We start from the raw sequence: 13,321 nt of genomic DNA on the forward strand, positions 1-13,321 counted from the left end.
CTGTCACCCAACGAAGCAATTCTGTTTTACGGCACCTGCTTTGTATTTTTCCAACGGGTCTTTCTGTATTTTTTCCAGTTTCTCTGGTAATTTTCCTGATGGGAATTCACCGTTTCAATACCGTGCGGAAAGCAATACGAACAGCCCATTTCATTTCCATACTTTAATCTTGAGATCTGTATTCCGGAAATTTTCTTTGGAAAATCAATGAGTCCATAATCATTGATCCCGAAAGATTGTTTTAATGTTGTGAATTTTTTCATGTCTATTGAGAATTAACCTCAATACACAGTTCCTTTAAGACAGGGTTTATCAATTTTCATGGTTACTTATTTTTTTTATATTGTAAAATCTACCTAAATAATGAAGTGAAAAGTTCAAACAGCTTAACAAGTCCCAAAACCGGCAGTAAAATTACTGTTCATATCAGTAAAAAGATTGTCACTTTACTTAGGAAGCTTGGATTACTTTTTGAATCTATCAATCCCTGTTTATATTTTTTTTTAAACACAGGAATATGATTGGTCTTTTTTAAACTATCCGTTTCGAGATCTTTTAAAACACTCCGTGCATAATCACTGAGAACCTTTTTATCACCTCTGAAAACAATATCTTTTAAAATAGCATTTCCAGAATAGCTTAAAGAACTTTTATAAATCTCCACAGCATTTTTCATTTCCGAATCTTTCGGTTCAGATAAAATCCAAAATTTCCCTGCTTCATCTAAAAATCCTGCTTCATAATAAATCCGTCCCAGTTTTTCTCTTAAAGAAAGATCGTCGGGATATTGATTGACAGCATTTCTAAGTCTGTCACATGCTTTTTTCTTTCTGCCTTCCTCAAGATCCTTCTCTATTTTGTAAAAGATATTCTCCATACTTATGATTAAAAAACCAAGCAATAAGTCATAAGCGTTTTTGAATGTATTCAAATTGGAAGTTTGACGATGAAACGCTTATTGTACGGCATTGGCCTGTTTGTACCGGGCATTTGGCGAAAAGACTCTGTTCAATGAAAAGTCGAAGAAGTTCTTTCCTTACGGCACCGGATCAATAACAATTGCAAAGTTATTCTTTAAGTGCGCATTCTTTTTACGCAGTTTATTTTTTATTTGTGTTTTTTTAAATACTGATATACAGTTTTTGTCCTTTTCTCATGGCCTCTTCTGCAAATTTTTTAAAAATGGGATAATAGTAGTTTTCGAAGTCATCATACAGATATTCTTTCCTGCTACAATTTTTGATAGATTCTAAAGTCAGCAGAAAATCATCTGCATTGATCTCAGTACATTGAGCGCTGATATCCTGCCAGCCAGTGCATTCATTGTTTTGTCTTACAAATTCCGGCAATTTGCTGTATTCTACCGGGGTAATCCCTTCATAAAACCAATAATTCAAATATCCTCTGAAAGTTCCGCCTCCAAAGAGCACCGCTTCCTGCTTCCCTTCCGATTCTGTCAGCAACATATATTCTTCACCACAATCGGGTTCTCCGCAGCATGGACACAGACAAAGATGTGTTAAATCTTCTCTGGTGAAAGGATTTCCCTGATATTGATAGGTTTCGGGCATGGTGTTATTATTTTGATCGTCACGAGGAACGAAGTGACGAAGCAATCTCATTAGATCATTCATCAATAATCATTCATCATTTATAAAAGCAGTGCCTTTTACAGCACCACTTTTTTAATTAACTGCACAGCATACTTTCTGTCTTCCACTGCATTCAATACATCGAAAATCTTGTCAGACCAACCTGCAATAAGGTATACGTCATTTTTTCTGATATCCAACGGCTGGTTTCCGTAACCCGCTAAATCAAATATATATAATTTTGCGTCCGGAGCTATCTTTTTATACCGATTCCAGGAATCTTCAAAAGAATGCTTGGTGTTTTTACTGTTCCACAACTGCGCATCGGTAAACAACATTACTTTATCTATTTTTTCTCTCTTACTGATCAGATCTTCGATCACCAGATAACCGTTGGTAGAATACCCTACTTCACCTTCACGCTTGTAAAATGCATTGACGTTTCTCAAAATACCGCTTTTAGGCATAGGAACTCTCAGCCAGCTGTCACCGAATATACCCGTGATCACATTTTTACACTGTGACTGCAAAATCATAGACATCAGTAATCCGATATCGTAACGCAATACTTTACTTTTAGGAGAAACCGGTTGCTGCATAGAACCTGAAACATCCGCCGCAATCACCATCGAAGTGTCAAAACCAAAACCTTTAATATTTTTAGCACTCACCATCACCGCATCTTCCAATGCTTCTAAAACAGATGACAGATAAGGCGATTTCATAGTCTTCAATTCTCTGTAGGCCGCCAAAAATCTGAAAGGAAGCTGTTTTGAATTTGTAACCGCTTTTTCATTGGATAGATAGCTGCAAACTTTAGCCATCGCATCAGAAGAAACTTCCGATTCCAAAATATTTCTAAGGTTTCTCAGCGTTGCCATATAACCCAGCTTATTGCTCAGTATCAATTCTTCCCACGTATTTTTAAAAGCCAGCTTTTTTTCCGCTTCATCTGCAAACTTCGTCTGACCTAATACGGAAAGTTCAACTTCCCATGTGTAAGGAGTTTCCAACGTATCACCCACAATTTTATTAAAAACAGCCTGCTGATTTTCATCCTTTGCTTTCGGGTGAACCAGGAATAATGCATCTCTAAGCGTTACTTCTGCCTTTCGGTTATATTTTGCAAACTGGTATTCATCAAATTTATTGAAAGACTTCGCAAGACCTTTCTGGATCTGCTTTGAAAGCCTGTTCAGTTTTTTCATTTCCGTTCTTTCGTTGGTTGTCTGGTAATACGCCAAAAGCTCAGTGATTTCATCCGCTCTCTGCACCACCCCATCAACCGTTCTGCTGACTAAGTCTGTACCGGAGGTTTGCTTTGCGAGTTCGGCAGTCAATACCAATGGAATAGAACGTAAGTACATATCTTTCCTTGCATAGACCGCTAACTTCGCTACGAATTCCGGATCGTTTTTTTTGATCAGAGACTGAATTCTCACCAATCTGTCGCTCCCTTTCTCATAGGAGGTTCTGGATAATCCTGTTGTAACAACAGCACTGTATAATTCTTCAGCAGGTGTCATGGTAAATGCTTTGGCACCTTCGTAGTTCATTACGGTATTTTTCCCTTTGTTTAAAAAATTAAATTTCATGAGTTACTGTTTTTTGTTAAACATTTTTGGAGGGTTGTCTTTTCCTCTCTGATTTCTGATGCAAAGTAAAAGCAGTATTGCGCATTCTTTTTGCGTAGTTATTTTTTGTTCAAATTTTTTTTGATGGATAATTTTCTAACCACAGATTTCGCAGATGAACACAGATGATTGTGATTATTTGTGGAAAGGATTTGTGACATTTGTGTTTAAATGTAAGGTTGGGCTAAAGCCAAATGAATGCGGACTATTGTATAAGCGGGCTAAAGCCCGCTCCTATTGATGTTTAATGAGAAGATCTTTTATCTTTTATCTTTTATCTTTTATCTTTTATCTTTTATCTTTTATCTTTTATCTTTTATCTTTTAAATAAAATTTTTCTATCACTCAATTCAAATAAAGGAATCGGCAGTGGTCTGGTTTTGAAAATGCTTTGTCTAGATTTGTGTACATTAAAATTCAGGCTATGATAAAAGGATTATATGAAACCCATGTTCAGGTAAGCAGTTTGGAAAATTCCATCCGGTTTTACACAGAAGTATTGGGATTGAAACTGGCTCATATGGATGAGACGCGCCCCATTGCATTTTTGTGGATCGGTGAAGGCAAAGAATTTATGCTGGGATTATGGGAGCAGAAAGAAAACCTGCAGCCAAGACATTTTGCGTTCTCCAGCAGCAAAGAAGATATTTTAAATTATTCCGTAGATTTTTTGAAAAATAAAGATCTGAAGCCCTATAACTTTTTAAAGGACGGCATCGATGAGCCTATGGTGTTTGCATGGATGCCTGCGTTGGCTATTTATTTCAATGATCCGGATGGCAATCAGCTTGAGTTTATCTCTATCCTTGAAGGTGAAGGAAAACCGGAATTGGGTGTCATCTCCTATGATGAATGGCAACGTCAGATATAAAAGATAATATGAATTCTGAGATCATCTTTAGTAACAGTACAGACGGGCTACTGTTCAGCAGTCCTCAAAAAAACGACTATTATACCGTGATTCTCTGTCTTACGGGAGTTGTTTCCATTAAAATAGGATATCACAGTTTTGAGCTTAAGCCCAAGATGATTTCTATACTTTCCCCTGATACTGTGTTTTCGTGCGAAAATGCCGACAGCCTGGAGATTCTGTCCCTCTGTTTCCATAGGTCATTTCTCCGTAAAATATTTATTAAAGAAGAAATTACAGACGGTCTTCTTGAGCTTAACCCAAATTATCCACCTGTTTATCCACTTGAAGATTCTTTTGACCGGGTATCTGAAAAATTCAGGCTTATCGAAAGAGAACTAAGCTCAAAATATGCCTATCACCTGGACCTTGCCCGTCTGGTTACTCTGGAAATCCTGTATGAGTACAACAGAGCCTGTGAGTTCTGTCTTTTAGGTTTTGAAAAAAATATGAACAGAGGATATCAGATCACTTATGAGTTCAAAAAGCTGATTGGGAAACATTTCAGGGAATGGAAAAGCGTCGGAGACTATTCGTCAATTTTAGGCATCAGTGCAAAACATCTGACAGAGGTCATCAAAGAAGAAACCGGACATACCGCTTTGCAGGTCATTCATGAAAGACTTCTTCTGGAAAGCAGGTATTTACTTAAACACACCTCTTATTCCGTAAAGGAATGTGCTTATGAATTAGGTTTTGAAAGTCCTTCCTATTTCACCCGTTTCTTTAAAAACAACACAGGAGAATCCCCCAACCAGTACCGTAGCATTCCGTGAAATGTGAAAGAAATACCGCATTTTAGGAATTGATACCTCTTCAATAACTTCCGAATTTTGTATGTATCAATGATTCACTAAAATGGAAAGTACAGATCATCATGCATCAACGCTGAACAAGGTATCCTGGCAGGATTTATTTTCAAATGGAAATGGTATAAAAGCAATAACTCTGGCCCTTGGAGTTATGCTTCATGCGACCAATGTATACCTTGCCACTACCGTTATGCCCTCCGTTATAAAAGAAATTGGAGGACTGGAATATTACGCCTGGAACACTACATTTTTTGTAGCTGCATCAGTGGTCGGATCAGTCGTTTCAGCCAACAGACTGGCAAAACTGGGTCCAAAAAAATCCTATCAGATGGCTATCCTGCTATTTGCACTGGGCACATTGGTTTGTACAGCCGCCGGTTCAATGTACATATTGCTACTCGGCCGCTTTATTCAAGGGCTTGGAGGGGGATTGTTATTTGCGCTGTCCTATGCGATGATCCGGATTGTTTTCATTAAAGATCTGTGGCCCAGAGCCATGGCGCTCGTATCAGGAATGTGGGGCATTGCTGCATTTTCAGGGCCCTTTGTTGGCGGAATATTTGCGGAACAGGGGCAGTGGAGAATGGCATTCGGGGTTCTTCTGATTTTCTGTCTGCTTATATTTATTACGGCTTCCATTATCCTTCCTTCAAAACAGAATAAACATACAACACCTCCAATCCCTTATCTGAAACTTCTTATGCTTGTCCTTGCCGCTTTCTCAGTTTCAGCAGGAAGTATTGCAGAAAGTACCACTTTAAATGTTTCAGGAGTGTTGGTTGCTGTTTTCTTTATTTATATTTTAATGGTTACCGAGAATAAAAATTCAGGATCAAGACTTCTTCCGACAGGTTCATATTATTTCTCTACAGCATTAAGTAAAACTTATGTCGTCATGGCATTGCTCACCATAGCCACTTCCATTGAAATCTATGTTCCCTATTTTGCACAAACCATTCAGCGATTCTCTCCGATTGAATCGGGATACCTTACCGTTCTGATTGCTATAGGTTGGACATTCGCATCCATCGCATTTTCCGGTGTAAAGGAAGCGATCGCCGGAAAAATTATTCTGGCAGGCTGTATTCTGATGTTTATAGGATTAGCAGGACTTACCGGTATTTCTTTATTATCCGGTTTTGACACATCTTATCTTCACCTGATTCTAACCTGTACTTTTCTATTCGCAGCAGGAGCAGGTATCGGGATGGGATGGCCTCATTTACTGACGCGGGTTTTTGCATTGGCACCTTCAGGACAGGAAGAACTGGCTTCAGCTTCCGTAACTACAGTACAGCTTATGGCCACAGCCTTTGGAACGGCCTTAGCAGGTCTTGCAGCCAATATTGGCGGAATACTATCTCCGGGAGGGATACAGGGTGCACATCAGGCATCTATCATTCTGTATGGTACATTTTCCATTGCTCCTTTTTTAGCAGCTGTTGTTATTGCCGCTATAGTCCGAAAAAAATAATACTATTCTTTTACATCATAATGGTTGCGTCCGGCCGAATATCGGCCGGACGCATTTTTATCAAATATATTCTGAAATATCAGGCTTTAAGGCATACCACTTTTTTAACTGCCAAAACATGTTTGCATGGTCCTCTCTCGCCCTGGTATTTACTAAACCATTCGCAGGTACAGCGTTCTTTATCATTATCGATAATTACGGTATGATGTACTCCGGTTCCTTCTACCCGGGCTTCAGTTCTGGCTAAGCTTTTATTTAAAATCTCCACCTTTCCTTCAGCAATGAGTTTTTCTGCATTTTTCATCCTTGGATTCAACCCGATAATACGGTTGAGTTTAAATGGTAATCTGCGGTAGAAAAATCCATGATCATCAAGATCGTAGCCTAGAAGCCCCATGGCAGCTAATCTTCCTGTCAGGTTATCCGTTGTGTTAAGGCTGATATTTTCCTCCACAGCAAACGCTGAAGGATTAAAAGACTGATTCGCATAAGCATACTTGTCCAATGCATCAATCCATTCATCAGAAATATCATCTATAAGGCTGTCCAAAACGGCTCCTTCTCCTGAAAATCCTCTCCAGCTTTCCCTTGACAATGAAAAGCTGAACCTTATGTTCCCCATATACAACTGCCACGTCGTAGACTGCATATCTGCATGCGGAAATACCTGCATCTGGTCGATATAAGGAAGAAGCGGTTCCAGCAAGCGTAGCCGGTTAAGCCCGCCAATACAGACTGCATCCACCGATTTCACAGGAGAAAACATAGGTTTATTTCCCCGGATGATCAGATAGTAATCAGATTTTACCGGACCTTTCGGTATTCCCCTGAACAGCTGCTGAGTCTGGATTTTATTGAATGTATGAAGCTTTTCCGACTCAGACAGGTAGATCTGAACGGTACTGAGTCCTTTGATCCATTTTACAGGCAGCGGAACTTTTCTTTCCACTACTTTTTCTTCTTCTTTGTACAGTCCAACTTCTTTTTCCCCAACAGAAAGCATGATTTTTTCATTGGGCCGAATGCTTCCCAACGCAGTAATCATCGGTTGGTTAAAATCCACATTGGTAGTTCCGTTTTCCAGAAACTCACCGTGGAGTCCCTCAGGCAGTACATCTACCCTGGCATACACTCCGGCACAATGTGAAAATCCTTCAAACCGCAACCGCTCATTTCCGGCCGTAACGATAGGGTCTTTAAGCAGTGCCATCTGAAACGGCGACAGATTAAAGCTGGATTTCACAATATTGGAAAGGGTAATGAGGCATCTTGCCAGTATAAACGGCTGGCTCACATCTCCCCAGAAAAAGCAGGGAGCATCCGTATTCTTCTGAATTTCGCTGTACTTAGACAGAAATAATTCTTCAGATGCATCTTTTTTTATCAAAGACGATGGTCTCTGATAATTATAAACAAGCGTATCTTCCATATCTATTTTTTTAGAAGAAGATTGCAGATTTTTTTCAGACTGGAATTCTCTTTCCAGCTATTCAGTTTTTCTTTTAAGTTTTTATCGGCTTCAGATTGGTTTAAAGCCAGAACCTCGTGGTAAATATCCAATATTTTTTTCAGATTGGTAACAGGGGTTTCCATCTGTAGCAAAATATGGGTAAGAAGCTGCTCCAGTGCCAGATTATGGTCTTTGCTGACATTGAGCATCTGATGCTGTACCAGATCCGTAAACCTCTTCACAGGTGCCCATTCCAGTTTCTCATGCAGACCGGTCACACGGCCTAGTTGTACGTTATCCAGTACTTTATGGGAAACATGTTCCAGCCAGATCTCAGCAGCGGTTCCACGGATGACTTTGTCTCCATCCAGGAAAATGGTTCCCAAAAACAGGTACCCCATTGCGTCCAGAGGTTTTTTCATCTGATGAAGGGCCTGTGCCGTATTTAGGACCAGACTTCTTTCATACACTTCTGCGATGCCTGAATAAAACAGGCAGTCTTTAATGATTTTTGCAAAAACATTTCCAAGGGTATTCGGAAAGCTCCACATGAATGAAGGGGTTTCAGAAAAATGTTTCTGTTCAGCAATAAAGAATTCCAGGAAAAGCGGATGTTCTCTTTTTTTCAAGTGATATTTTGGAACATTGATGTTCAGTTCAACCGGATAATAAGAGTTCTTTTTACTGTCAATTGTTTTCCATTCATATGAGCCGGTAAGGAATTCTTTGGGGATATCATCATATCCGAAATCTTTGAATTCTTCAAAAATGGTTCCCGGAGAACGCGTTATTCCGGCAGTCATCCACCATGACGGGTGCTCATATTTTCCTTTTGGGGCGGCATTTGGATTAAAAAAGAAAAGAAGCAGATCTTTGTACTCTCCTTTTAATTTTTCTTCCACTAGCTTTAATCTGTCTGATGTTCTTTCAAGTGAACAACGTTGCAATGCCAGCTGTACATCCAGGTCATAAGGCTTTATATTTTCATTCTGATAAATTTCAAGTCTTTCTACCAATGCATCCGGACTTACCCAACATGGCTCATGGGTTACTGTAGACAACAATGGCGTTTTATCTCCTGACTTTATTTTATTGAAAACCTGTACCGCAATATGCTTGAAGGGCTTCATAGCGACACCTCCGGCATAGATGTCCCGTATAGGTCCCAGCTTTTTATGGTAGGTGGAATATACTTCTCTCGTCGCTTCGTCTTCCTGTGTTCTTTTGTATATTTTTTCCAGATTCTTAAGCTGAACCGGGAATTTTTCCAGTAAAGAAAGTCCGTAGTTGATGATCAGATTGCACAGCAGCACATTAAAATGATGTACTTCCCACTTAGCAATAGTTTTACACGCTTTCTGAAATACAGGTTCAAAAAGCTTTACGGATGCTTCATCTGCGTCAGCTGCAAACCTGACAAGCCCTCCGAGTGCCAGATCATAATAATAGGTCCCCGGCTTTTCTATCGCCTGCGGAAGGAAAAACATGAGATCTTCAAAACTTGCAGGCTCCTTCGCCCGGCTTTCTTCGCTGATCAGCTCCAGCTTTTCCTGCTGTACGGCATCCAGTTCCAATTGCTTATCTTCGATGTATTCAGCAAGTCCCGGTCTTACATTAGCCAAAACATTATCTGCATAATGTGATAAGGCTTCCTTGATATCTTCGGAAACAGGAATGTATTTCTGGATGATCTTTGCGGCTTTGGTCTGTATGCTTTCATCTTTACTTACAAATGCTGCGCTCAAAGCCATTCCGAGGTTTTCAGTATCCGTTTTCATTTTCTGAAAGATATTTTCTGTCACGGCAAGACTGGCTGCTACAACGGTTTTGACCTCCGAACTTAAGAGGTTCGGAAGGAAATGGGAAAACTCACTGGTTTTAAATTCCGGCTCCGGAACTATTTTTTTCAGATGAGCCAGCATGGTATTCACCGCCTTCGACTGTACGGAAGCCAATCCTGCCATCAGTTCGTCCTGAAGCATGATCAGTTCTTCGTTTGAAGGTTTCAGGATATTGAATGCATCCATGAACCATCCGGTCACGTTTTTATTGAAATTTCTGTTGGCTGCCAGAAGGCATTCCTTGAGAAATCTTTTTCTTTCAATTTTATTTTCGGCAATCAGCTTTTGAACCAAAGGAAGCCATTCTCTTGTAAAAGGGAGTGATTTCGATGGAAATTCGCACAGATACCAAAAGTGGGTGCCCAGCGTCTCCGGAGATTTATCCAGGTCATAGGGCTGAAGACTTAAATGGTATCCCAGCAGTTCAGGTCTGGGTTGTACATAGCCTTTTTCTGCCCATTCCAGAATATCCTGATAATTAAATGCTGTAAATTCAGCTTCTATAGAATCATTGATAAATTCTGAAAACCATGGCGGGCATCCCCATTCCAGTATTTTACGGGTCTGTTCTTTGTCTCTGAAAAGGCTCCAGTAATTTTTCCCGTAATGCTTCTGATCCATGCAGACAAATGATGCGATATCAATGATAGAATGCTGATCTGCAGAACCGGCAGTATGGTAGGAGTTTTTCGTCATTACAATCTTACTGATCTCCCGGTCCAGCTTTTTTATTGTGGGTACCAGGGTTTTTCTTTCTTCTGTGCTTAGCTGCTTCAGAAACGGAATAATCTCATGTGCTTTTTCCTCATTAAGGATCTCATAAAGTCTTTCTTTCATTTGTTTTTAATTTGATGATAATTTTTTTCAGGTTATTTTCGTTTTTCCATTCTTCCAGCCTGGCAGCCACCGCACCATCAACTTCGGACTGATTAAGGTGCAGGAGTTCGTAGTACATCTCTAAAATCTTTTTGAGATTAAAAACGGGATGATCTATCGCTGTGAGAATGGGTATCAATAGTTTTTCAAAAGCGTGGTTATGACTGGCACTCAATCCGATAAAGCCGAAAAGACCATCCGTCAATCTTTTCACCGTAACCAGTCCGTGACTGATCTTTTCACCGATCATTATTCCTAATATTCCGGGGTCAAAATCCTCTGAAACTATCTTATGAATAATCGCTTCAAAAGCCGTACCAGAGAAGGTTTTATCCTTACTGAACATGGCCGCGGACAGGAATAAATAATGCATATTCTGGCATGGAAGATCCAGCTTCATCCAGGCATCTAAAAATTCGGTATTGGTTCTGCTGTCATATTGGTAAACAGCATTGGACAGGGTTTCGTTACATTTTTTAGCAAAAACAGACCCGGAAAAGTACGGAGCTGTGTATAAAATCCGGATCAGATCCTGATCATAGATGCCGTGATAGGAGTTAAATAAATGATCCAGCAGAGAGGCATCTCCGGGAATTTCTTTATTTTCAATCGTTATCGTAAGCTCCGGAATTTCTTCTGCTACATAGCCTTTATATATTTTTCTGATGCCTAACTTTCTGTCGAAACTCCCTTCCAGATAAGAATTTTCGTAAATATTTCTATAATATTTCGGATCAAAAACGGGTTGCAATAGTTGTAAATACTCTTCACTAAGCTGTTTCTTAGCATACTTTTGGGCTTCTTCGAAATTCTCTTTTCGTACCCGAAGCACTGCTCTCTGCAGATCGAAAGGAACGGGAAGTTCTTTCTGATCCTGGTATATTTTTAATTTATCAATCAGCACACGGATATCAATCCAGCAAGGTGTATGATCCGCGACTGAAAGTAACGGAAGCTTTTTCTCTTGTTTTAAAAGATCAAATACTCCCAAAATAAATTGATGATAGGCTTTAAAGATCAAAGGAGTACGTTTTCCAATCCAGTTTTCAAGGGCTGGAAATACTTTCTTTGCCTCTTTGAGCACAGGAAATCCTTTCTTTTGTTTTAAAAGTCCGTACGCCATAAAAAATGTAGCATACAAATGGTGCATCCCTACACTTTCTTTTACTTTAATGATTGCTTTGAAAGCCGGTTCCAGTTGTGTAAGGTGCTCTTCACTGATCTCTGTATTGAACCTCAGCAAAGCATCTATAAAAAGATCAAGATCATTGGGCTTGTTTTTGCTGAACACCTGTGGCGCAAAGAATATCAGATCACTGATGCTTTCAATAGGAGAAATCGGTTGAGATATATGCCAGGAAGTTGGTTCTTCAGTCTCTACAGATTCCGAAGCTTCATTATTATGGTTGATAAGGAATTTTTCAAGCTCTGTTTTAGCATCTGACAGTAAAGATTCTGCATAAGCCTGTAATTCATTTTTATAATTTTCAGAACCGGGATCGCCATATTTTGCAATGATTTTGGCTGCTTTGATCTGTATAGAAGCGTCTTTGCTCATAAAAACAGGCAATACAAAACGACAGATTTCTTCCCCATATTTTTTATTATTCTTCAATATTTTCTCAACCGTCTGAAGCCATGTATTCAGAATATTTTTAACCTGAACACTGGATAAAGTCGCTGTAGCATTAAGAAAACCGAGTGTTTTAAAATCTGGTTCCGTGATCACCGGACTAATAATTTTCAGTACCGGAACAATAAGTGACTGTTGTGGAGCATGGAAAATCGAAAACAGGTTGTCCTGAAGCGCTAAAATTTCCTGCGGTGAAGGTTCTAAGTAAGAAAAAAGTTCCAGAAACCACGTATTATGATCTTTGGAAAAATTGAGACTGACTGCGTCCAGACAGGATTTCAGAACTTTTAAACGGTCAATTTTATTTTTTTGGACAAGATCTTTAAAGAAAACTTTCCAGTTTTTATCGTTTTTATAATGGTACGTGATATTGGAATTATACTTAAAAAGGAGCCAGATATGAGCATCCAATGTTTCAGGATAAGTGAAAAGAATTTCTTCGGCGGTATGTTCTGAAACCAGTGATTCCGAAAGAAGATGGGCCGCAATTTCATCATCCAGGATAAGATAGCCCTTCTGTTGCCATTCCATAACTTTCAGGTAGTCTATATTCCTGAGAAACGGATAGCTGTTTCCGAGCCATTCCGGAGTGTAAGATTCGAATAATTCTTCAACGAGATGTATTGGGACGGCGTAATAACCGGGCGACAGTTTTGCGTATTCGTCCCGGTGGGTGCTGCAGGCCAGCGCGGCCAGCATAGAAACGTGATTGTGCCCCCAGTCTTTATTTAAAAATTTCTTTAAAATAACTGCAGTTTCCTTCTTTTCTTTTGGGGTCAGCTTTATGAGAAAAGGAACAATATCCTTGATTCTATAATTTAAATAAATCGCCTTCAATTCATCTTCAATAAGCATAATTCCAATCTTGGCGACTAAAATAACAAAAAATGACTGACAGACATTGAAATATCCCAGTAAAGTGATTTTTTTAACAAAAAATTATGCTTTCAACAGCAGTTCTGCGGGCATTTCTGAATAAAAGTTAAATAGAATTATTCTTTCTTCTTTGAAAAAAACGTAAATATCCTTTTTCTCGTTGGACGCTGTTTCTCTGAATGTTAGGTAATAATCGTAAAATTGGCCATTGAATTCTTTTTCT

10 protein-coding genes are annotated in these 13,321 nt (G+C 39.3%); 3 read left to right on the plus strand and 7 right to left on the minus strand.

The genetic code is table 11. From position 1 onward, the window contains the following. Positions 1-26: 26 nt before the first annotated feature. From BM143_RS21190 to BM143_RS21205, 4 genes are all read right to left on the minus strand, one after another. The gene (locus BM143_RS21190; RefSeq protein WP_090027118.1) at positions 27-263 is read right to left on the minus strand and encodes a phosphate ABC transporter substrate-binding protein; all 237 of its coding nucleotides are present in this window, start codon (positions 261-263) and stop codon (positions 27-29) included. Positions 264-421: 158 nt separating this feature from the next. Continuing rightward, on the minus strand, positions 422-877 hold the full coding sequence (locus BM143_RS21195) for a DUF6584 family protein (RefSeq protein ID WP_090027120.1): 456 nt from the start codon (positions 875-877) through the stop codon (positions 422-424). A gap of 244 nt (positions 878-1,121) precedes the next feature. Then, on the minus strand, positions 1,122-1,571 hold the full coding sequence (locus BM143_RS21200; protein ID WP_090027122.1) for a hypothetical protein: 450 nt from the start codon (positions 1,569-1,571) through the stop codon (positions 1,122-1,124). Between the two features lie 98 nt (positions 1,572-1,669). Then, positions 1,670-3,187, minus strand: coding sequence for a TROVE domain-containing protein (locus BM143_RS21205; RefSeq protein ID WP_090027124.1), 1,518 nt, complete (start codon positions 3,185-3,187; stop codon positions 1,670-1,672). 463 nt (positions 3,188-3,650) lie between these two features. Between BM143_RS21205 and BM143_RS21210 the strand changes: the two genes are divergently transcribed. The 3 genes from BM143_RS21210 to BM143_RS21220 all read left to right on the plus strand — a co-directional run bounded on the left by BM143_RS21210 (position 3,651) and on the right by BM143_RS21220 (position 6,422). Next, positions 3,651-4,097, plus strand: coding sequence for a VOC family protein (locus BM143_RS21210; protein ID WP_090027126.1), 447 nt, complete (start codon positions 3,651-3,653; stop codon positions 4,095-4,097). An 8-nt stretch (positions 4,098-4,105) separates the two neighbouring features. Continuing rightward, positions 4,106-4,912, plus strand: a complete 807-nt coding sequence (locus BM143_RS21215) for an AraC family transcriptional regulator (protein WP_090027320.1) — start codon at positions 4,106-4,108, stop codon at positions 4,910-4,912. Between the two features lie 82 nt (positions 4,913-4,994). Then, complete coding sequence (locus BM143_RS21220) at positions 4,995-6,422, plus strand: MFS transporter (RefSeq protein ID WP_090027128.1); 1,428 nt, start codon at positions 4,995-4,997, stop codon at positions 6,420-6,422. Between the two features lie 79 nt (positions 6,423-6,501). Here the strand turns inward: BM143_RS21220 and BM143_RS21225 are convergent, their stop codons facing one another. The 3 genes from BM143_RS21225 to BM143_RS21235 are packed head-to-tail and all read right to left on the minus strand — an operon-like array spanning position 6,502 to position 13,077. Next, the gene (locus BM143_RS21225) at positions 6,502-7,851 is read right to left on the minus strand and encodes an SWIM zinc finger family protein (RefSeq protein WP_090027130.1); all 1,350 of its coding nucleotides are present in this window, start codon (positions 7,849-7,851) and stop codon (positions 6,502-6,504) included. A gap of 2 nt (positions 7,852-7,853) precedes the next feature. Beyond that, positions 7,854-10,550 carry a DUF6493 family protein gene (locus tag BM143_RS21230; RefSeq protein WP_090027132.1) on the minus strand — a complete coding sequence of 899 codons (2,697 nt, stop codon included), beginning with the start codon at positions 10,548-10,550 and terminating at the stop codon, positions 7,854-7,856. After that, entirely contained in the window at positions 10,531-13,077 is a 2,547-nt protein-coding gene (locus tag BM143_RS21235; protein WP_090027134.1) for a DUF6493 family protein, read from the minus strand. The genes BM143_RS21230 and BM143_RS21235 overlap by 20 nt, the downstream gene beginning before the upstream one ends. Between the last annotated feature and the right edge of the window lie 244 nt (positions 13,078-13,321).

The sequence above is a fragment of the Chryseobacterium oleae genome (genome assembly GCF_900115055.1).
In the GTDB taxonomy this organism is placed as follows: Bacteria; Bacteroidota; Bacteroidia; order Flavobacteriales; family Weeksellaceae; genus Chryseobacterium; species Chryseobacterium oleae.

Coding starts and splice junctions, on each gene's coding strand:
- BM143_RS21235 (WP_090027134.1), bottom strand. CDS start 13,077: ATGCTTATTGAAGATGAATTGAAGGCGATTTATTTAAATTATAGAATC.
- BM143_RS21190 (WP_090027118.1), bottom strand. CDS start 263: ATGAAAAAATTCACAACATTAAAACAATCTTTCGGGATCAATGATTAT.
- BM143_RS21215 (WP_090027320.1), top strand. CDS start 4,106: ATGAATTCTGAGATCATCTTTAGTAACAGTACAGACGGGCTACTGTTC.
- BM143_RS21210 (WP_090027126.1), top strand. CDS start 3,651: ATGATAAAAGGATTATATGAAACCCATGTTCAGGTAAGCAGTTTGGAA.
- BM143_RS21230 (WP_090027132.1), bottom strand. CDS start 10,550: ATGAAAGAAAGACTTTATGAGATCCTTAATGAGGAAAAAGCACATGAG.
- BM143_RS21220 (WP_090027128.1), top strand. CDS start 4,995: ATGGAAAGTACAGATCATCATGCATCAACGCTGAACAAGGTATCCTGG.
- BM143_RS21200 (WP_090027122.1), bottom strand. CDS start 1,571: ATGCCCGAAACCTATCAATATCAGGGAAATCCTTTCACCAGAGAAGAT.
- BM143_RS21195 (WP_090027120.1), bottom strand. CDS start 877: ATGGAGAATATCTTTTACAAAATAGAGAAGGATCTTGAGGAAGGCAGA.
- BM143_RS21205 (WP_090027124.1), bottom strand. CDS start 3,187: ATGAAATTTAATTTTTTAAACAAAGGGAAAAATACCGTAATGAACTAC.
- BM143_RS21225 (WP_090027130.1), bottom strand. CDS start 7,851: ATGGAAGATACGCTTGTTTATAATTATCAGAGACCATCGTCTTTGATA.